At 62.9% G+C, this 20,356-nt stretch carries 15 protein-coding genes and 1 pseudogene; 9 read left to right on the forward strand and 7 right to left on the reverse strand.

Annotation, left to right across the window (positions count from 1 at the left end; translation table 11 throughout):
* Window positions 1–135 precede the first annotated feature (135 nt).
* The 3 genes from PspR32_RS14080 to PspR32_RS14090 all read left to right on the forward strand — a co-directional run bounded on the left by PspR32_RS14080 (window position 136) and on the right by PspR32_RS14090 (window position 3,611).
* Window positions 136–1,755, forward strand: coding sequence for an NADP-dependent glyceraldehyde-3-phosphate dehydrogenase (locus PspR32_RS14080; RefSeq protein WP_159388730.1), 1,620 nt, complete (start codon window positions 136–138; stop codon window positions 1,753–1,755).
* Between the two features lie 107 nt (window positions 1,756–1,862).
* Window positions 1,863–2,330 (forward strand): VOC family protein, encoded by a 468-nt coding sequence (locus PspR32_RS14085; RefSeq protein WP_159388731.1) that lies wholly within the window; start codon window positions 1,863–1,865, stop codon window positions 2,328–2,330.
* 87 nt (window positions 2,331–2,417) lie between these two features.
* Window positions 2,418–3,611 carry a hypothetical protein gene (locus tag PspR32_RS14090; protein WP_010227024.1) on the forward strand — a complete coding sequence of 398 codons (1,194 nt, stop codon included), beginning with the start codon at window positions 2,418–2,420 and terminating at the stop codon, window positions 3,609–3,611.
* Between the two features lie 181 nt (window positions 3,612–3,792).
* Here the strand turns inward: PspR32_RS14090 and PspR32_RS14095 are convergent, their stop codons facing one another.
* Window positions 3,793–4,248 carry an REP-associated tyrosine transposase gene (locus PspR32_RS14095; protein WP_010227025.1) on the reverse strand — a complete coding sequence of 152 codons (456 nt, stop codon included), beginning with the start codon at window positions 4,246–4,248 and terminating at the stop codon, window positions 3,793–3,795.
* Window positions 4,249–4,577: 329 nt separating this feature from the next.
* On the opposite strand from PspR32_RS14095, the gene PspR32_RS14100 reads away from it, so the two are divergent.
* The 3 genes from PspR32_RS14100 (at window position 4,578) to PspR32_RS14110 (ending at window position 11,107) form a co-directional block, all read left to right on the forward strand.
* The gene (locus PspR32_RS14100; protein WP_010225287.1) at window positions 4,578–6,824 is read left to right on the forward strand and encodes a FepA family TonB-dependent siderophore receptor; all 2,247 of its coding nucleotides are present in this window, start codon (window positions 4,578–4,580) and stop codon (window positions 6,822–6,824) included.
* Window positions 6,825–7,167: 343 nt separating this feature from the next.
* Window positions 7,168–7,782, forward strand: a complete 615-nt coding sequence (locus tag PspR32_RS14105; RefSeq protein WP_036997080.1) for a response regulator transcription factor — start codon at window positions 7,168–7,170, stop codon at window positions 7,780–7,782.
* 7 nt (window positions 7,783–7,789) lie between these two features.
* Window positions 7,790–11,107 (forward strand): transporter substrate-binding domain-containing protein, encoded by a 3,318-nt coding sequence (locus PspR32_RS14110; RefSeq protein WP_159388732.1) that lies wholly within the window; start codon window positions 7,790–7,792, stop codon window positions 11,105–11,107.
* Here PspR32_RS14110 and PspR32_RS26685 read toward each other — a convergent pair.
* The 3 genes and pseudogenes from PspR32_RS26685 to PspR32_RS14120 all read right to left on the reverse strand — a co-directional run bounded on the left by PspR32_RS26685 (window position 11,082) and on the right by PspR32_RS14120 (window position 13,520).
* Window positions 11,082–11,576, reverse strand: coding sequence for a methyl-accepting chemotaxis protein (locus tag PspR32_RS26685; RefSeq protein ID WP_371128680.1), 495 nt, complete (start codon window positions 11,574–11,576; stop codon window positions 11,082–11,084). The genes PspR32_RS14110 and PspR32_RS26685 overlap by 26 nt on opposite strands.
* Before the next feature lie 42 nt (window positions 11,577–11,618).
* A pseudogene (locus PspR32_RS26690) lies at window positions 11,619–12,416 on the reverse strand (PAS domain-containing protein); the annotation flags it as partial.
* A gap of 84 nt (window positions 12,417–12,500) precedes the next feature.
* Window positions 12,501–13,520 carry a LacI family DNA-binding transcriptional regulator gene (locus tag PspR32_RS14120; protein ID WP_010225281.1) on the reverse strand — a complete coding sequence of 340 codons (1,020 nt, stop codon included), beginning with the start codon at window positions 13,518–13,520 and terminating at the stop codon, window positions 12,501–12,503.
* 206 nt (window positions 13,521–13,726) lie between these two features.
* Between PspR32_RS14120 and PspR32_RS14125 the strand changes: the two genes are divergently transcribed.
* Window positions 13,727–14,266, forward strand: a complete 540-nt coding sequence (locus PspR32_RS14125) for a gluconokinase (RefSeq protein ID WP_036997074.1) — start codon at window positions 13,727–13,729, stop codon at window positions 14,264–14,266.
* Window positions 14,267–14,365: 99 nt separating this feature from the next.
* Entirely contained in the window at window positions 14,366–15,718 is a 1,353-nt protein-coding gene (locus tag PspR32_RS14130; protein WP_010225279.1) for a GntP family permease, read from the forward strand.
* 99 nt (window positions 15,719–15,817) lie between these two features.
* On the opposite strand, the gene yiaY is transcribed toward PspR32_RS14130, so the two are convergent.
* The 3 genes from yiaY to PspR32_RS14145 all read right to left on the reverse strand — a co-directional run bounded on the left by yiaY (window position 15,818) and on the right by PspR32_RS14145 (window position 19,219).
* On the reverse strand, window positions 15,818–16,966 hold the full coding sequence (gene yiaY, locus PspR32_RS14135; protein WP_100783405.1) for an L-threonine dehydrogenase: 1,149 nt from the start codon (window positions 16,964–16,966) through the stop codon (window positions 15,818–15,820).
* An 83-nt stretch (window positions 16,967–17,049) separates the two neighbouring features.
* Window positions 17,050–18,612, reverse strand: coding sequence for a threonine ammonia-lyase, biosynthetic (ilvA, locus tag PspR32_RS14140; RefSeq protein ID WP_010225277.1), 1,563 nt, complete (start codon window positions 18,610–18,612; stop codon window positions 17,050–17,052).
* A 178-nt stretch (window positions 18,613–18,790) separates the two neighbouring features.
* Complete coding sequence (locus PspR32_RS14145) at window positions 18,791–19,219, reverse strand: PACE efflux transporter (protein WP_159388733.1); 429 nt, start codon at window positions 19,217–19,219, stop codon at window positions 18,791–18,793.
* A 98-nt stretch (window positions 19,220–19,317) separates the two neighbouring features.
* Between PspR32_RS14145 and PspR32_RS14150 the strand changes: the two genes are divergently transcribed.
* Entirely contained in the window at window positions 19,318–20,211 is an 894-nt protein-coding gene (locus PspR32_RS14150) for a LysR substrate-binding domain-containing protein (protein ID WP_174242299.1), read from the forward strand.
* Window positions 20,212–20,356 lie beyond the last annotated feature (145 nt).

Below are 20,356 nucleotides of genomic sequence, written 5' to 3' on the forward strand. Positions count from 1 at the left end.
CCGTAATTCACATCGGATTAACGCTGTATCGGCGCCTTGGGCGCAATGTTGAGCGAGGCTGGCTTTTTTTAGCGCCCTGGCGTTATGCTCGGACTGAAACGTTTCACCCATTACAGAAAAAGAGGTGCTGCGCCCATGGACCGTCTGCTCGATACGCTGTTCCCCACCGCCAACGAGATCCCCGAGGCGTACCGCCTGGGTGAACCCCTGGTGCAACGTGAGTACCTGGTGAACGGCCAGTTGCAGCAATGGCACGGGCCGCTGGCCACGGTCCGCAGCCCGGTGTGGCTCAAGGAAGGCGTTGAGGAGCGCCAGGTGATCCTCGGCAATACCCCGCTGCTGGACGCCGATACCGCCCTCACCGCCCTGGACGCCGCCGTGCATGCCTACGACAAAGGCCGTGGCGCCTGGCCGACGATGCGGGTGGCCGAACGCATCCAGCATGTCGAGACCTTTTTGACCAAGATGCGTGAACAACGCGAAGCCGTGGTCAAGCTGCTGATGTGGGAAATCGGCAAGAACCTCAAGGACTCGGAGAAAGAGTTCGATCGCACCTGCGACTACATCGTCGACACCATCGGCGCCCTCAAGGAGCTGGACCGCCGCTCCAGCCGCTTCGAACTGGAGCAGGACACCCTTGGCCAGATCCGCCGCGCGCCGCTGGGCGTGGCCTTGTGCATGGGCCCCTACAACTACCCGCTGAACGAAACCTTCACCACCCTGATCCCGGCGCTGATCATGGGCAACACCGTGGTGTTCAAGCCGGCCAAGTTCGGCGTGCTGCTGATCCGCCCGCTGCTTGAAGCGTTTCGCGACAGCTTCCCGGCCGGGGTCATCAACGTCATTTATGGCCGCGGCCGCGAGACCGTCAGCGCGCTGATGGCCAGCGGCAAGATCGATGTGTTCGCCTTCATCGGCACCAACAAGGCCGCCAGCGACCTGAAAAAACTTCACCCACGCCCGCACCGCCTGCGCGCAGCCCTGGGCCTGGATGCCAAGAACCCGGGGATCGTGTTGCCCGAGGTCGACCTGGACAATGCGGTGAACGAGGCGGTCACCGGCGCGCTGTCGTTCAACGGCCAGCGCTGCACGGCGCTGAAGATCCTCTTCGTCCATGAAGACGTGGTCGATGATTTCCTCGACAAATTCCAGCACAAGCTGGCCGCGCTCAAGCCGGGCATGCCTTGGGAGCCGGGCGTGGCCCTGACGCCGCTGCCCGAGGCCGGCAAGATCGATTACCTCAATGGCCTGGTGGCCGATGCCGTCGACAAGGGTGCCAAGGTCATCAACGAAGGCGGTGGCGCCAGCCGTGGCTCGTTCTTCTACCCGGCCCTGCTGTACCCGGTGAATGCGCAGATGCGCGTGTACCAGGAGGAACAATTCGGCCCGGTGGTGCCGGTGGTGCCCTATCGCGACCTGCAGACGGTGATCGACTATGTGCTCGATTCCGACTTCGGCCAGCAGTTGAGCATCTTCGGCAGCAACTCGGCTGAAGTCGGCATGCTGGTCGATACCTTCGCCAACCAGGTCGGCCGGATCAACCTCAATGCCCAGTGCCAGCGCGGCCCGGACACCTACCCGTTCAACGGGCGCAAGAATTCGGCCGAGGGTACCCTGTCGGTGCATGACGCCCTGCGGGTGTTTTCGATCCGTACCCTGGTGGCGACCAAATTCCAGGAGAGCAACAAGCAACTGATCAGCGACATCATCCGTAACCGCGAGTCGAGTTTCCTGACCACCGATTACATTTTCTGACTGCCACTCGTCCAGCGCCGCGACTTTTGATTTGCCCAATTGCCGAAACTGTATAAATATACAGTTTCGCGCCATTCCCTGCGGCGCCTTAAAGGAGGATCAATAAAATGGCAGTCAAACCAATCCCCGAAGGACAGCACAGCATTACCCCTTACCTGGGCATCAAGGATGCCGCCAAGGCCATCGAGTTCTACAAGAAGGCCTTCGGCGCCGTCGAGATGTTCCGCCTCGACGGCCCAGACGGGCGCGTCGGCCATGCCGAGCTGAAAATCGGCGATTCCTCGCTGATGCTTGCCGACCCCTGCGACCAGTCCGGTGGGCTGACCAGCAGCCAGTCGCTCAATGGCACCGCCATTGGTCTGCACCTGTATGTCGAGGACGCCGACAAAGTGTTTGCCCAGGCCCTCGCTGCCGGCGCCACCCAGGTCACCGAAGTCAAAGACCAGTTCTACGGCGACCGTAGCGGCACCCTGAAAGACCCGTTCGACAACCTGTGGTTCGTCTCCACCCACAAGGAAGACCTCAGCGTGGAAGAGATCCGCGCCCGCGCCGCCAAGCTGTTTGGCGGCCAGTAAGCAGCACCTGGCTCGGCTGGCGGGCATGTTCGCCAGCCGGGCTTTGCATTAAGGTGGCAGGCACAGGAAGGCTGGCCAGGATTGTCCATGCGAATCATCGAAAAAAACGCCGCGCTGGTGCGCACCCTCACCCCTGCTGAAGACGCGCTGTTGCGTGGTTTTGTCCAGGGCGGCCTGGAAGGCCCGCGCCTGTTGCAGGCCAACCAGTTGCTGATGAAGGTGCGCGCCGCCGGCCACTGGCTGGCCTGCGACTGCCAGCCCAAAGCAATGCCGGTGCTCAACGTCAACCTCAATGGCAACACCGGCACGCTGTTCCTCAAGAACAACCCGGGCACGGCCGAGCACGCGCCAGACTGCGCGTTCATCAAGGATGAGCGGGAAAGTGGCAGCCGCGACAGCGACAACGACTCGCCACCGGCTGCCTGGCTCGCACCGGACACCCCCTTGCGCCTGATCGGTGATTTCAAAGCGGCCGGCGGCGCTGCTGGCGAGTCTGCAGGCAGTGGCGACAAACGCGAGCAGCATCGGCTGCTGTCGCTGCTGCTGACCTTGATCGAAGCCAGTGGCTTGAACGTCTATGCCACCCACTTGAAAAAAGACCTCACCGGGCAGTTCGCCGAATTGCGCGGGGTCGCCAGCCGTTACCCGTTGATCGAGCGGGTGCCGGCCAGCAACTACCTGGAAACCCGCCTGGACATGAAGCACATGATGATGCTCAAGGCGCGTTTGCGTGAGTCTACGGCCTTTGGCAACCATCGCCGGCATGGCTTGCTGCTCGACTGCGTCAGCCAGATCAAGGCGCGCAAGGTATTCAACGACCGCAGTGAAGACGGCTTCGACTTCCAGGGCCATCACCTGCTCTGGGGCGGCAGCAAGACCCCGGGGCCGTTGCTGGCCCTGGCGATCTACTCGCCGGCCAGTGCCGGCAGTCATTTCTATGAGCTGATTCATGTTGCCAGCGTGCCGGTGTTGTCGCGCGGGCAACTGTTCCCGGTGTATCGCGATGAAGAGCGTGAGCCGTTGAAGATGCTCATCTCGCTGATCGACTGGATGGCCAGCAAGGGCGTCAAGGTGATCATGCGCCGGCCGGTGCTCGGTGGTCAGGGCATGGACGCGCTGGTGCTCAGCTCCGACCAGGACCGGGTGCTGTCGGTGTCGCTGACCGAGCAGCCGCTGGGGCCGGAGCCGGAGGGCGAGACGTTCAAGCGTTATGCCGACTTCAAGAGCCTGGACACCTTTCGCAAGTATGTCGCCGGCTTCTTCATGCGCGGACGCGAGTAACGGCTAACGACCAGGCCGCTGCGCGGCCATCGCCCTGTGGGAGCCGGCCTTGCCGGCGATGGGCTTCCCCAGCGGCCCCAGGCCTCCAAAGCCAGATTGCATCCCTAGACCGATGCATGCACCCATAACCCTGTGGGAGCCGGCCTTGCCGGCGATGGGCTGCGGCAGCAGCCCCAGGCCTCTAAAGCCAGATTGCATCCCAATGCGGATAATCACCAATGCTGGACACCAAACCAGCCCGCAACGGGTTTGCAACGATGTAGCGAGCCACCGCCTGAACATCCTCTTCCCGGCGTAACGCCCGATCATGAAAACCGTGCTGCCATAAACGACCCTTGCGCCGGCTGGCCTTGTTGATCAGGCAGGTACTGCGAGATTTGACCCGGCGTACCAGTGACGCAAGGGTGCCCTGGCGCAGCTCGATCAACCAGTGCAGGTGATCGGGCATGATCACCCAGGCCAAGGATTTAGCCAACGCTTGACGCTGTGCATATTGCAGTTGCTCAACCATCAGCCGAGCCAGGTGAAAATCGGTAAAAACCGGTTGGCGGTTTTCGGTGATGCTGGTCAGCAGGTATAAGCCGCCAAGTGTCGATACTCGCCCACGTCTCAGGCGATGGGAGGCTGGACTGTCCATGTTGGGTCTCCTGAAAATCGAGCTTTCAGGCTAGCTCGATCGAAACACTCAGGTGGCAGGTCAATTAAACTTGATGTGTCTGGACCATCGCTTCGCCGGCAACGCCGGCTCCCACAATAGATTGGTGCACCCACAACCCCGTGGGAGTCGGCCTTGCCGGCGATGGGCTGAACCCCGTATAGCAGAGCCTGTGCGTCCTGCTTCGTTAATATTTTATTTTTCTCCTTAAGGGTTTACACGCGAATGGTAATTCTTATCATTCTCGACTTCCCGAGCGACCGGGCCCTTCCGTCCCGGTCGCTCACCCTTTGCTCCAGGAGAAATCTGACATGGTGTCGCGCTTCAACCTCAGCCGCTTGAGCATTGCCTTGCTGGCGACCCTGGGTTCCACGGCAATCGCCGCAGCCCCGCTGGAACTGCAGCCGGACGAAGTCCAGGTGCAGCCGACCGACTTGCCAGTGGACGGCAGCCGGCAAGCGATCGAGCTGGAGAACACCCGGGTACTGGGCACCGCCGAAGAGGAGCTGAAGCAAGCTCCCGGGGTGTCGATCATCACCGCTGAAGACATCAAGAAACGCCCACCAGTCAATGACCTCTCCGACATCATCCGCCGCGAACCCGGGGTCAACCTCACCGGCAACAGCAGCAGCGGCGCCCGCGGCAACAACCGTCAGATCGACCTGCGCGGCATGGGCCCGGAAAACACCCTGATCCTCATCGACGGCAAGCCCTCCACCTCACGCAACGCCGTGCGCTATGGCTGGAGCGGCGACCGCGACACCCGGGGCGAAACCAACTGGGTACCGGCCGAAGAAGTCGAACGCATCGAGATCCTGCGCGGCCCGGCCGCCGCGCGCTACGGCTCCGGCGCCATGGGCGGTGTGGTCAACATCATCACCAAGCGCCCGACCCAGGACCTGCGCGGCTCCATGACCCTGTACACCATGCTCCCCGAGGACGATGCCGAAGGCACGGGCAAGCGGGTCAACTTCAGCTTGAGCGGGCCGCTTACCGACAGCCTGATCTTCCGCGTCTATGGCAACCTGAACAAGACCGACGCCGATGACATGAAGATCAACTCGGCGCACCAGGCCTTCGATTCATCCTTGATGGCCGGCCGCGAAGGCGTGCGCAACAAGGACATCAACGGCCTGCTGAGCTGGAAGATCGACCCGGCCAACACCCTTGATTTTGAGTCCAGCTACAGCCGCCAGGGCAACATCTTTGCCGGCGACACCATGCTCAACGCCGGCGGCGAGTTCGTCGAAAGCCAGGTGGGCAAGGAAACCAACGTCATGCAACGCTCAAGCTTTGCCGTGACCCATCGCGGCGACTATGACTGGGGTACCTCCACCGCGTCGCTGTCCTATGACCTGACCCGTAACGACCGCCTCAATGAAGGCCTGGCCGGCTGGGGCGAAGGTGCGCCATCGGGCGGTGCCGGACGCTTCGAGTCGCGCCTGCGCAATACCCGCGCCACCGGCGAGGTCAACCTGCCACTGAGCATCGGCCTGGAGCAGGTGCTGACCCTGGGCGGCGAATACCTCTATGAATCGCTCAACGACCCGGGCTCGCTGCGCCCGCAAAGCTATGACCCGGGCGCTGAACTGCCGAACTTCGACCGTACCCAGACCAAATCCACCGCGCGCAGTTTTGCCCTGTACGCCGAGGACAACATCGAAGTCGGCGAAAACACCATTGTCACCCCTGGCCTGCGTCTTGATCACCACGAGGACTACGGCAACAACTGGAGCCCGAGCCTGAACGCCTCGCACCAGATCACCGAGGCCCTGAGCATCAAGGGCGGTATCGCCCGCGCTTACAAAACCCCGAACCTGTACCAGGCCAACCCCAATTACCTGCTGTACAGCCGTGGCGCAGGTTGCAACTCCAGCGAAGTCAACAATGGCGGCTGCTACCTGCTGGGCAACGCCAACCTCGACCCGGAAACCAGCGTCAACAAGGAACTGGGCCTGGCCTACGACAAGGGCACCTGGCGCACCAGCGCAACCTACTTCCGTAACGACTACAAGAACAAGATCGAAGCCGGCAACCAGACCTTGTTCCGCCTGCCCAACGGGCGCCGCATCCTGCGCTGGGAAAACACCGGCAAGGCCGTGGTGCAAGGTGTCGAGGGCAACCTGTTCGTCGAGCTGACCCCAGCGCTGGACTGGAACACCAACTTCACCTACATGATCGAGTCCGAAGACAAGAAAACCGGCGAGCCGCTGAGCATCATTCCCGAGTACACGGTCAACTCGACCCTGGACTGGAACGTCACCGACAAGCTGTCGTTCCAGCTCAACGGCACCTACTACGGCAAACAAGAAGCACCTACCTACAACGCTCGGGCCAATGAAGCCCTGGACAAGAAGGTCCAGAAGGACGTCGATCCCTACGGGATTGTCGGCATCAGCGGGGGCTATGAATTCACCAAGAACCTGAGCATGCGCGTGGGCGTGAACAACCTGTTCGACAAGCGCCTGTACCGCGAAGGCAACTCCGATGAAGCCGGGGCCTTGACCTACAACGAGGCGGGCCGGGCGTACTTCGCCTCGTTTACCACGTCGTTCTGAACCCGGCGTTGACCGCAGGGCAGCCTTGCTGCCCCATCGCCGGCAAGCCGGCTCCCACAGTGGACTTGCATGCACCCGACCTGTGGGAACTGACTTGCCAGCGATCGAGCGCGAAGCGATCGCAATCCCGGCAACATCGGTTAGCGACAGTCCGTGTAGCGGTCTCTCTAGTCAATATGTAGGAATATTCGACAATTCCTACCACAATTTTCAACGCCTCTATACTTCCCATACTCTTGCATCCTGATTCGACGTATCGTTGGCGACTCGCCGGCTCCGGCCCGTTTCGTCTTCCTGAATGATTCAGGAAACGGCTTACCCTCTTCGTCAAGGAGTTGCGCCAATGCCCACGGTACTGATCGTCGATGATCACCCCACAATTCGTCTTGCGGTGCGTATTCTGCTGGAACGCGAACGCTACGAAGTGGTGGGTGAAACCGGGGACGGCGTGGCCGCCGTGCAGATGGCCCGCGAACTGCGCCCCAATGTGGTCATCCTCGATATCGGCCTGCCCGGCCTGGATGGCCTGGGCGTGATCAAACGCCTGCACCTGCTGGAAAAACCGCCGAAAATCATGGTCCTGACCGGTCAGCCCGCGGCCTTGTTCGCCCGTCGCTGCCTGGATGCCGGCAGCTCGGCCTTCGTGCACAAGGACGAAGACCTGGACGCACTGGTGTTTGCCTTGAAAGCCATGCTCAAGGGCTACTCGACCTTCCCTGACATGTCCGCCAGCCGCGGCCCGCTGGGCAGCGAAGAAGAGCGGCTGGCCAGCCTTTCCCACCGCGAGATGGAAGTGCTGCGCATGCTCGCCGCCGGCCTTTCCAACAACGACATCGGCATTCGCATGCTGCTGAGCCCCAAGACCATCAGCACCTACAAGAGCCGGATCATGGAGAAGCTTCAGGTAGGATCTTTCGTCGACCTTATGGGTCTGGCAAATCGCAATCTTGTGATCTGAGCCGGCCATGACCCTGCGCCCCGCTCTTCTGCTCTTGCTGCTGGTCTGCCTGCCGGCGTTGTTGCTCAACAGCAGCCTGGCCGATGAGCCCGGTGAACCGCGCACGCTGCTGGCCCGCTCAGTGGTGGGTGGCGAAGGCGTAGCGCTGTCGCCGGATGATCGGCGCTGGCTGAAGGAAAAAGCCGTGCTGCGCCTGGGAACCTCGAGCCCGGACTACCCGCCTTTCGATATCAATGTCAGCCAGAGCGAATACGAAGGCCTGACCGCCGACTATGCCGGGCTGATCAGCGAACTGCTGGGCATCCCCTTCGACGTGCGCCGCTACGCCAGCCGCAAAGAGGCGATCGCCGCCCTGCATGCCGGGGACATCGACCTGCTCGGCAGTTCCAATGGCTTTGAAGCCGCCGATGCCCAGCTAGTGCTGAGCCAGCCCTATGCCGATGATCTGCCGGTGATCGTCACACCCCAGGGCAAGACCCGCGCCGTCGATGACGAGCTGGATGGGCTGCGCCTGGCGATGGTCGATCACTACCTGCCGGACGAAGAAGTCCGGCATCTGTTCCCCAAGGCCCGCCTGCAGTTGTACACCTCGACCATGGCCGGCTTGTCGGCCGTCTCGCTGGGCCAGGCCGACGCCTTTCTCGGTGATGCGATCAGCAGTGATTACCTGATCGGCAAGAGCTTTCAGGACAGCGTGCAGATTTCCCACTTCGTCAAGCACGAGCGGGAAACCTTCGCCTTTGCCCTGGCCCGCGGCAACGACAGGCTGTTGCACCTGCTCAACCGTTCACTGGCGGTCACCAGTGAAACCGAGCGTTTGAACATCCTGCGCCGCTGGAGCAGCGGCAGCACCAGTATGTTGCTTGATCGCGGCGCCTTGACCCTGAGCCACGAGGAGCGGCGCTGGATCGAACAGCACCCGGTTACCCGTGTGCTGGTGAACAAATACTTTGCGCCGTTGAGTTTCTACGATGACCAGCAGCAGGTTCGCGGCATAACCGCCGACGTCCTGGAGCAGATCAGCCTGCGCACGGGGCTGAAGTTCGAGTTCATCGAGACCGATGCCGGTGCGACCATGATCGCGTTGCTGCAACAGGGCAAAGCCGACCTGGCCGGTACGCTGGTCTATAGCCCCGAGCGCGCCAGGCTGGTCAACTTCAGTCGGCCATACCTGACCGACCCTTGGGTGCTGGTGTGCCGTACCGACAGCGAGTTCGGGCAAAACCCCGAACAGCTGGATGGCAAGCGCGTGGCGGTCATTCGCGACACCCCCTTGAAGGCGCAATTGCTGCAGCGTTACCCGACGCTGACGCTGATCGAGGTCGATAGCCCGCTGGCATTGATGGAAGCCCTGGAGGATAAACAGGTCGACCTGGTACTGAGCTCGCGCATCAACGCGGCCTACTTCATCAGCCGTCTGTTCAAGGATCGGTTGCGTATCGCCTCCCAGTATGGCGACCGGCCGATTACCGCCTCGTTTGCAACGCCCAAGGACGCCAGGGTGCTGCGCTCGATCATCGACAAGGCCTTGCTCAGCATCCCGCCCGACGAACTGGCGCAACTGACCAACCGCTGGCGCACCAACGCACTGATCAGCGACAGCCCCTGGTACAACTACCGCTCACTGATCCTGCGGATTCTCATCGTCGCCAGCCTGATGATCGCCGTGGTGGTGTTCTGGAACCGCTACCTGCGCAACCTGATCCGCCAACGCAGCGAGGCCCAGCAAGCGCTGCAGCACGAACTGGGGTTCAGCAAGCGCCTGCTCGACGAACTGCGCCTGGCCAAGGACCAGGCCGACGACGCCAGCCGGGCCAAAAGTACGTTCCTGGCGACCATGAGCCATGAAATCCGCACGCCGATGAACGCGGTGATCGGCCTGCTCGAGCTTGCGCTCAAGGATGCCGAGCAGGGCCGTGCCGATCGCGCCTCGCTGCAGGTCGCCTTCGACTCGGCCAACGGCCTGCTGGCGCTGATCGGAGACATTCTCGACATCGCCCGGATCGAATCCGGACACATGGAACTGAACGCCACCGCCACCGACCTGACAGCGCTGGTTGCCGCTACCGTACGGGTGTTCGAAGGCAATGCCCGGCTCAAGGGCCTGATGTTGCAGACGGACTTGCACACGGTCACCGAGGGTGTGCTGGTTGACCCGCTGCGTTTCAAGCAGGTGCTGTCGAACCTGCTGGGCAATGCCCTGAAGTTTACCGAGCAGGGCCAGGTCAAGGTCACGCTGCGCTGGGGCGCGGAACAGCCCGGGCAGGTGCGACGGGTCTTGCTCAGCATTGAAGACAGCGGCATCGGCATCAGTGCTCAAGACCAGGCGCGCCTGTTCCACAACTTCACCCGGGTGGGCGAACAACAGGCACGCCAGGGCAGCGGCCTGGGCCTGGTGATCAGCCGTACCCTGTGCGAGCTGATGGGTGGCCGACTGAGCCTGACCAGCACCCCGGGCGTCGGCACGCGGGTCGACATCGAGTTGCAATTGCCGATTGCGACCCTGGCGCAAGCGCCCCTGGCAGAAATCGAGCAACCGCTGGCCGACAGTGCCTTGAACATATTGGTGGTAGACGACTACCCCGCCAACCTGATGCTGCTGCAGCGCCAGCTCAGTGTTCTCGGCCATCAGGTCAGCCAGGCCAGCGATGGCCAGGCCGCGCTGGGGCTGTGGCTGCAAGGGCAGTTCGATGCGGTGATCACCGATTGCCACATGCCCGGCATGGATGGCCATCAGTTGGCACGCCGGCTGCGCAGCGAGGAACACCTGCAGCAACGCCGCGCCTGCCTGATCCTCGGCTTGACCGCTAATGCCCAGGTTGAGGAGCGCGAGCGATGCCTGGCCAGCGGCATGAACGATTGCCTGTTCAAGCCGATCGGTCTCAATGAGTTGCGCCGTCATCTGATCGCAGTGACCAGCCCGACATCGGCGCCAGCAGTTACCGCGCAGGCGCAGGAGCCGGAGCATGCCAGCGGCTTCGATGTCGACAACCTCAAACACCTGACGCTGGGCGATCCGCAACTGGTCGAACGCCTGCTGCGGGAACTGGCGCACAGCAACAGCGACGACCTCAAGGCCCTGCGTGCCCTGGGCCCGGAACCTGTGCGCGATGCCTTGCGCGCCCTGGCCCACCGGATCAAGGGCGGCGCCAAGATGCTCAAGGCCCGTGGCGTGGTAAGGCGCTGCGAAGCGCTCGAGCAAGCCTGTGTTGGCGAGGCCAGCAGCGCCGATCTAGAGGTGCTGGCCAAGGCCCTGGAACACAGCCTGCAGACCCTCGAGGGGCAGCTCAACCAGCGGCTCAGTGCAACTGCAAGGTCGAGTTGATCTGGCTGATCGCATCGACCACATGCTGGGACCCCTGCTGGATTTCCAGAATCACCTCACCGGCTTCGTTAGCCAGTTCCACGCCAAGGCCGGTACGGCTGAGGCTTGACTGCATGCTGGCCACGGCGGTCAACGACAAGTCATGGTTCTGGCGCACCACCTCGACAATCTCCAGGGTGGCCTTGCTGGTACGTGCCGCTAGGTTACGCACCTCATCGGCCACCACGGCAAACCCGCGCCCGTGCTCGCCGGCCCGTGCCGCTTCGATGGCGGCGTTGAGTGCCAATAGATTGGTCTGGTCGGCGATACTGCGGATGGTCTGGACGATCTGCCCGATCAGCTCCGACTGCTTGCTCACCGCATCGATGCTGCGGGCGGCGGCATTGAGGTCCTGGGAGATTTCCTCGATCACCTGCACGGTTTGCTGCACCACCTGTGAGCCTTTGCGCGCACAAGCGTCGTTCTGCACCGAAGTGGCGTGGGCCGATTCGGCGGCGGTTTGCTGGGTACTGACCTGACGGGTGATGTCGCTGGCGAACTTGACCACTTTGTACAGCCGCCCGCGGGTGTCGAAGATCGGGTTGTAGGAAGCCTCCAGATAGACCATCTGCCCGAGCTTGTTGACCCGTTCAAAGCGGTGGGAATGGTACTCGCCGCGGTTGAGCGAGGCCCAGAAGGCCTTGTAGGCCGCCGACTCGCTTTCGCTCTTGTGGCAGAACAGGCTGTGGTGCTTGCCCACCACCTCGTCCAGGCGGTAATGCATGGTGTCGAGGAAGTTCTGGTTGGCCTCGATGACCTTGCCATCCGGGGTGAATTCGACCATGGCCATCGAGCGGCTGATGGCATTGATCAGGCTTTCGGTCTCGTGTTCGTGGCGCACCCGCTGGGTGATGTCCGAGGCGACCTTGATCACGCCGGTGACTTGCTGCTGCGCGCCGAGCACCGGCATGTAGCTGGCTTCGAGCCAGACTTCGCGCCCCTGCTTGTCGACACGGGCAAAGGTGCCGCTGCGCGGTTCACCGCGGCCCAGGTCACGCCATAACTGGTGATATTCCTCGCTCTTGGTGAAGGCTTCTTCGCAGAACATGCGGTGATGCTTGCCGCGAATCTCCTCGACGCTATAACCGAGGGTTTTGCAGAAGTTTTCGTTGGCGTCGAGGATCACCCCGTCGGGGCTGAATTCAATCATCGCCATCGAGCGGCTGATCGCCGCAAGTTTGCCACTCATGTGCCCCAAGGCCTGGGTGCAACGCTCGATTTCAGCCAGATCGGACTTACGATGCAAATCAAACATTTTGCAACACTCCATGCTCGGGATGTGCTGAGCATAGATCGCGATTAGCACCGTGCAAGCACTATGACATCACCGTGCAACGCCCGCCGACTGGCGGTTTCAGCTGCTTTCGCGGACCATCAGTTCAAAGCCCAGGTCCTGGCTTTGCACCTGCGCGCGTTTGCCGTCGAGCAGGCCCAGCAGCGCCTGGGCGGCGCAACGGCCAATGGCCGCGCGCGGGGTGCGAATCGAGGTCAGGCGCGGGACCATGTACGCTGAGGCGGGCAGGTCGTTGAAACCGACCATGGCCACTTGCTGCGGCACCTTGATGCCCTGGCGCAGCGCTTCGAGAATGGCGCCCTGGGCCAGGTCGTCGTTGCAGAAGAAGATGCCGTCGACATCCGCATGACGTTGCAGCAACTGGGCGAACAGTTCGCCGCCCAGGCCGATCGACGACGGCTGCGGGGCGAGCACTTCCCGCGCATGGGCATCCAGGCCCGCCTCGGCCAGGGCCTGGCGAAAGCCTTCGGCGCGCTGCATCACCCGCGGGTCGAGTTGTGCGGCAATAAATCCCGGGCGTTTGCAGCCGCGCTCAAGCAAATGCCGCGCAGCCGCCCTGCCCGCTTCCTGTTGGGAGAAACCTACCGACATGGCCTGGGCATCGCCGCCCAGTTCCATCATGTGCACGCAAGGTATGCCGCTGGCTGCCAGCAGCTGCTTGGCCGCGTCGCTGCGATCAAAGCCGGTGAGCAGGATGCCGCGTGGCTGGTAGGCCAGGTAGTTGCGGATCAGGTTCTCTTCTTCGGCAATATCGTAGTGATAGTTACCAATCAGCACCTCAAGCCCACGCGGTCGCATCACCTCATGGATGGCTTCCAGGGTGTCGATGAACAGGTGGTTGGACAGCGACGGGATCAACACCACGATCGACTGGCTTTGCGCCGACGCCAACGCCCGGGCCGCCGGATTGGCCACGTAGCCAAGGCTGGCAGCGGCCACCTGGACCTTCTCGACCAGCTCCGGGGCAACCGTGCTGACCCCGCGCAGCGCCCGCGAAGCAGTGATCGGGGAAACCCCGGAAAGCCTGGCCACTTCAGCCAAGGTGGGACGACCGGTAGTACGGGAGCCAATGCGGGTCATGACAGGTTTTATTTTCGACTTGCAAAGAATGGGGAACGGGCACTAAGGTAGCGCTGTCTCAGACCACAGGCAATGCAAAACTGCATGAGGCCAGGAATGAGCATCCAGACTGCTTTTACAAGATCAATAACATCTGGGTGGGAAGCGCCCGAGACTTTAGCCGTCTCACTTCAAGATAGCGCTATCTTGCCCTGCAGGAGGTACCGATGAATCCCCCCTTGTCCGCAATCGTGGTAATGGGCGTAGCTGGCTGCGGCAAGAGCTGCGTCGGTGCCGCCATCGCCAGCCATAGCGGCGGCCGCCTGATCGAAGGCGATGCCTTTCACCCTGCCGCCAACATCCAGAAGATGAGCGCCGGCATTCCCCTGGATGACGACGACCGTGCGGGTTGGTTGATCCTTCTGGGTGAAGAACTGCAACGTACCCTCAAAAGCGGCGCACGGCCGATCCTCACCTGCTCGGCGCTGAAAAAACGCTACCGCGATGCCCTGCGCCACGCGGTGCCGGACCTGGGCTTCGTGTTCCTCGAACTCAGCCCCGAAGAAGCCGAACGCCGGGTACTGGCCCGCCCCGGCCACTTCATGCCCGCCAGCCTGATCGAAAGCCAGTTCGCCGCCCTCGAACCGCCCCATGGCGAGCCACTGACCCTGCCACTGGACGCCACCCTGCCGGTGGACAAGCTGGCCATCGAGGTAGACCAGTGGCTAAAGCCCTGCGGTGAACCGTTGCTGGCGCGAACGGCCTGACCCTGGCTGTTTTCTCGGCTCACCAAAGATAGCGCTGTCTCGCCCCGTAAACGCTGCAAACGTTACGCCCACAAAAATGACAAGATGAGGCACTGAACCATGTTCGGTTTGGCAACTGATACCTACCTGCTGCTCGACGCGGTGATCACCATCATCGGCCTGGTGCTGCTGATCACCCACTTCAAGGTCCACCCCTTTGTCGCCCTGACCCTGGCCGCAGGCTTTCTTGGCCTGACCTCCGGCATGCCGGTGGCCAAGGTGATGAAATCATTCCAGGACGGCTTCGGTGGCGTGCTCGGCTTTGTCGGCATCGTCCTGGCCCTGGGCACCATGCTCGGCAAGCTGATGGCCGATTCCGGCGGTGCCGACCAGATCGCCCAGACGCTGATTCGTGCCTTCGGTAAACAGAAGGTGCACTGGGCGATGATGTTCGCCGCCTTTCTGGTGGGTATTCCGCTGTTCTTTGAAATCGGCTTCGTATTGCTGATTCCGCTGGTGTTCATCGTCGCCCGGCGCTCCGGGGTGTCGCTGATCAAGATCGGCATTCCGCTGCTGGCCGGGTTGTCGGTGGTCCACGGCCTGGTGCCGCCCCACCCGGGGCCGCTGCTGGCGATTGGCATCTTCAATGCCGACATCGGCAAGACCATCTTCTACGGGCTGATCGTCGCCCTGCCCACGGCGATCATCGCCGGCCCCCTGTACGGCAACTTCATCTCCAAGTACATCCCGGGCAACCCGAACAAGGAGCTGATGGACCAGATCGCCCGCGAGTCCGACCAGCACAACCTGCCTAGCTTCAGCATCACCCTGATCACCGTGCTGCTGCCGGTGTTCCTGATGCTGCTGAAAACCTTCGCTGACGTGGTACTGCCGGCCGAGCATATCGTCCGTCAGTGGATGGACCTGATTGGCCACCCGATCAGCGCCCTGCTTGCCGCCCTGCTCCTGGCCTTCTACACCTTTGGCGCGGCGCGCGGTTTTTCCCGCCAGCAGATCATGAAGCTGCTCGACCAGAGCCTGGCGCCAACGGCAGCAATCGTCCTGATCGTCGGTGCCGGTGGTGGCTTCAAGCAGATGCTGGTGGATACCGGCGTGGGTAATGTGATCGGGCAGATGGCCGTACAGGCGCAGATATCGCCAATCATGCTGGCCTGGCTGGTGGCGGCGGTGATTCGCATCGCCACCGGTTCCGCGACGGTGGCGACCATTACCGGGGCCGGGATCGTCGCGCCGGTGATCGGCATGATTCCGGGGGTCAACCGCGAGCTGCTGGTGCTGGCGACCGGCGCGGGGTCGTTGATTCTGTCCCACGTCAACGATGCCGGCTTCTGGCTGGTGAAGCAGTACTTCAACATGACCGTGGCCGAGACCTTCAAGACCTGGAGCATGATGGAGACCATCCTGTCGGTGGTCGGCATCATCTTTATCATGCTGCTGTCGTTGGTGGTCTGAATATCTGCGGGCTGCTGCGCAGCCCATCGCTGGCAAGCCAGCTCCCACAGGTTCGGTGTACACAGGACCTTGTGGGAGCTGGCTTGCTAGTACATCAGATCAAAAAGCTGCCTTGAAGATCGCCTCGATCTCCTCCTGGCTGGCCACCCGCGGGTTGGTCAGGCCGCAAGCATCCTTCAAGGCATTGCTGGCCAGGGTCGGAATATCCGCCTCCTTCGCCCCCAGCAGCGCCAACCCGGCCGGGATATCAATGGCCCGCGACAGGTTCTCGATCGCCGCCAGGGCCGCATCGCTGCCCTGCTCGGCGTTCATGGCGCTGACCTCCACGCCCATGGCCTTGGCCACATCACGCAGGCGCGCGGCACTGACGCTGGCGTTGAAGCGCTGTACATGGGGCAACAGCACCGCATTGCAGACACCATGGGGCAAGTCATAGAAGCCACCGAGCTGGTGAGCCATGGCATGCACGTATCCCAGGGAAGCGTTGTTGAATGCCATGCCGGCGAGGAACTGGGCGTAGGCCATGTTCTCCCGGGCCTGAAGGTCGCTGCCGTCGGCTACGGCCTGGCGCAGGTTGTCGCTGATCAGCTCGATGGCCTTGATGGCGCAGGCATCGGTGATCGGCGTGGCCGCCGTCGATACATAGGCTTCAATGGCGTGGGTCAAGGCATCCATGCCGGTGGCCGCCGTCAGGCCTTTGGGCATGCCGACCATCAGCGCCGGGTCGTTGACCGACAGCAGCGGCGTGACGTTGCGGTCGACGATGGCCATTTTCACGTGGCGCGCTTCGTCAGTGATGATGCAGAAGCGGGTCATCTCGCTGGCCGTACCGGCCGTGGTATTGATGGCAATCAGCGGCAGTTGCGGCTTGGCCGACCGGTCGACGCCTTCGTAGTCACGGATGTGCCCGCCGTTGGTGGCGCACAGGGCGATGCCCTTGGCACAGTCATGGGGCGAGCCGCCGCCCAGGGAAATCACACAGTCGCAACGCTCGCGCTGCAACAGCGCCAGGCCCTGCTCAACGTTGGCAATGCTCGGGTTGGGCTTGGCGCCATCGAAGATCGCCGAGTCGATGTCGCGCATCGCCAGCATTTCGGCCATGCGCTCGGCAACGCCGGCTTTGGCCAGGCCCGCGTCAGTGACGATCAAGGCCTTGCGCAGGCCATACCCGGCAATGGCAGCCATCGCCTCTTCGAGGCAATCGATGCCCATGATATTGACGGCGGGGATGAAAAACGTGCTGCTCATGGCGAGATCCTCATGCAATGTACCTTTGCCTTGAGGATCCGCCTGTCGGCCCTGCCCCGTGTTGATCTGGGGCAAGGCCTGGCTCAGCCGAGGAACAGCCGGTAGGCCGGGTTGTCGCTTTCGTCCCAGTAGCGGTAGCCCATGGCGTCCAGCGCCTCGGGCAGGCTGGCCTGTTCGTCCTGCGGCACTTCCAGGGCGGCGAACACCCGCGCCTCGGCGGCGCCGTGGTTGCGGTAGTGGAACAGGCTGATGTTCCAGCGTTTGCCCAGGCGCTCCAGAAAGCCCAGCAAGGCCCCCGGGCGCTCGGGGAATTCAAAGCGCAGCACGCGCTCGTCCGCACCCGGCCCGGCGTGGCCACCGACGGTATGGCGCACGTGCAGCTTGGCCAGTTCGTTGTCGGTCAGGTCCAGCACCGTGTAGCCCTGCTCGCGCAGGCTGGCCAGCAACTGCTCGCGGGGATCGGTCTGCGGGTGGGTCTGCACGCCCACGAACAGCCGCGCTTCCTTGCCCGGATAGTAGCGGTAGTTGAACTCGGTGATCTGGCGCTTGCCCAGGGCCTGGCAAAAGGCGCGGAAACTGCCCGGCTGCTCGGGGATGGTCACGGCGATGATCGCTTCGCGCTGTTCGCCAAGTTCGGCACGCTCGGCCACATGGCGCAGGCGGTCGAAGTTGACGTTGGCGCCGGAATCGATGGCCACCAGGGTCTGCCCCTGCACGCCTTCGCGGGCCACGTACTTCTTGATCCCGGCCACCGCCAGGGCGCCGGACGGCTCGGTGATCGAGCGGGTGTCGTCGTAGATGTCCTTGATCGCCGCGCACAACTCGTCGCTGCTGACAGTGATCACCTCGTCGACATAGTGGCGGCACAGTTCAAAGCAATGGGCACCGATCTGCGCCACTGCCACCCCCTCGGCAAAGCTGCCGACCTGAGCCAGCACCACCCGCTCGCCGGCGGCCATGGCCGCTTGCAGGCAATTGGAGTCGTGCGGCTCGACACCGATCACCTTGACCTCGGGGCGCAGGTATTTGACGTAGGCCGCGATGCCGGCGATCAGGCCGCCACCACCGACCGGAACGAAGATTGCATCCAGCTCGCCCGGTTGCTGGCGGAGGATTTCCATGGCCACGGTGCCTTGCCCGGCGATCACGTCCGGGTCGTCGAACGGCGGCACGAAGGTCGCGCCTTCGCTGTCGGCCAGTTTCAAGGCATGGGCCAGCGCGTGCGGGAAGCTCTCGCCGTGCAGCACCACCTGGCCGCCGCGCGAACGCACGCCTTCAACCTTGAGCTCAGGGGTGGTGGTTGGCATCACGATGGTCGCGCGCATGCCCAGTTCGCGGGCGGCCAGGGCGACCCCCTGGGCATGGTTGCCGGCCGACGCGGTGATCACCCCGCGCTGGCGCTGGGCCGGGCTCAGGCGGCTGAGACGGGTATAGGCACCGCGGATCTTGAAGGAAAAGGTCGGTTGCAGGTCTTCGCGCTTGAGCAACACCTGGTTGCCGAGGCTGCGCGACAAGGCCGGCGCAGCTTGCAGGGGCGTTTCGATCGCCAGGTCGTACACGGGTGCCGCAAGAATGCGCCGCACGTAGTCAGACAGCAGGTTCAGCGGTGCGGACGGTGTACGGGGGCTTACGGCAAGGCTGGTCATCAGTGACTCCTGGTGTTTTAAAGTGCCCAGGAGAGAGAGAAAGAACCCGCCTCCAGGGCGGGTTCGGTGCAAGTGCCAGCTAGCCCGCCAAAACGATAATGGCGGTAATAATGCTGTGCTGAGGCAACTGCAGGAATGTATTCATGGCAGCGAAACTAGCGCAGCCGCGCAGACAAAGTCAAGCAGGCTCGCGGGCGGAGTCCGGCACATCGAAGAGCCGGTCGAAGGCCCACTGGAACACGAAGGCATAGACGAAGAAGAACAGGAACAGCGCCAGGTTGGTCAACAGCGCCGCCCACAGGCTGATCTGCAACCAGCCGGCGACCACCGGCAAGAGGATCAACACCAGCCCGCCTTCAAAGCCCAACGCATGCACAAAACGCCGCCACAGGGTACGCCGACGCTGTGCCTGACGCGCCTCCCAATACTCGAAGGCCCAGTTGTAGAACATGTTCCAGGCCAGGGCCACCGCCGAGAGGATCAGCGACAGCACGGTGGAATGGGCCATGCCGGCATCGAAGGCCCAGGACAATACCGGCGCCACACACAGCACGGCGATGGTTTCGTAGAGTATGGCCTGAACGATCTTGCGCGCCTTGCATTGCATGTCTGCCTCCCTGAACGTCAATGAAGCCCCACCCTAGCCGCGTTGAGACGGCGGTTCAATTGAGCTAAATTGAGCCTCCCTCAATTGGCTTGAGCACCGTGTTCGCCAAACTGCCCCTGACTGCCCTGCGCACGTTCGAATCGGCGGCCCGCCTGGGCGGCTTCAAGGCTGCCAGCGACGAACTGGCGGTCACCCCGGCGGCGGTCTCGCACCAGATCAAGCGCCTGGAGTCGCACCTTGGCCTGCTGTTGTTTGAGCGCAGCGCGCAGGGGGTCAGGCTCAGCGAAGCCGGTGAGCGCTTGTACCTGCAGGTGCACCAGAGCCTGGCAAACCTGCAGCGCAGCCTCGAAGCGTTGCAACCACCCGGCGATCGCCAGCAACTGACCCTGACCACCACCGCGGCGTTTGCCAGCTTGTGGCTGATCCCCCGGCTGGGCGATTTCCATCATCGCCATGGCGACATTCAGGTCCGGGTGCTGACCGGCAGCGAGGTGGTCGACCTGCAGCGCGACCAGCGTTTCGACCTGGCCCTGCGTGCCGAATTCAATCCCGACCCCGGGCTGCAACGGATGCCGTTGCTGGCCGAGCATTTCTCGGTCTATACCCCGCCCGGTTGGCAGGAGCCACCTGCGGATCAGCCCCTGTCGCTGCTTGAGGTACCGTGGAGTTCGGTCAGTGGCGTGGTCATCGACTGGGCCCGCTGGTGCGCATTGGCCGGCTGTGAAGACTGGCTGCAGCGGGCGCGCTTTCATCGCTACGACGATGAACACTATGCCCTGCAGGCGGCCGCTGCCGGCTATGGGCTGGTGCTGGCGAGCAATGTGTTGGTCGCCGACAGCGTGCGCCAGGGCTTGCTGCAGCCGTGGCGCGATGAAGTGCGTCTGCCGGCCGCACAGTACAGCGCAGTGTGGTTGCCGGGGCGTGAGCGCGAACCTACCTTGCGGGCCTTCCTGGACTGGCTGGGCAGCGCTATTTGCGCTGGAGCGAATTAAATCCGTTCAAACTCGCGCACAAATTGATTACCCTGCTGCCCCGCCGCCTGGCCGTGCACTGCAGAGTGCCGCCAATCGCACCAGCAGGGCATGCCCCTCGGCTTGCAACACCCCTATCCCAGCCCCTTGGCAGAAGGAGGAGACC

Source organism: Pseudomonas sp. R32, assembly GCF_009866705.1.
GTDB lineage: Bacteria > Pseudomonadota > Gammaproteobacteria > Pseudomonadales > Pseudomonadaceae > Aquipseudomonas > Aquipseudomonas donghuensis.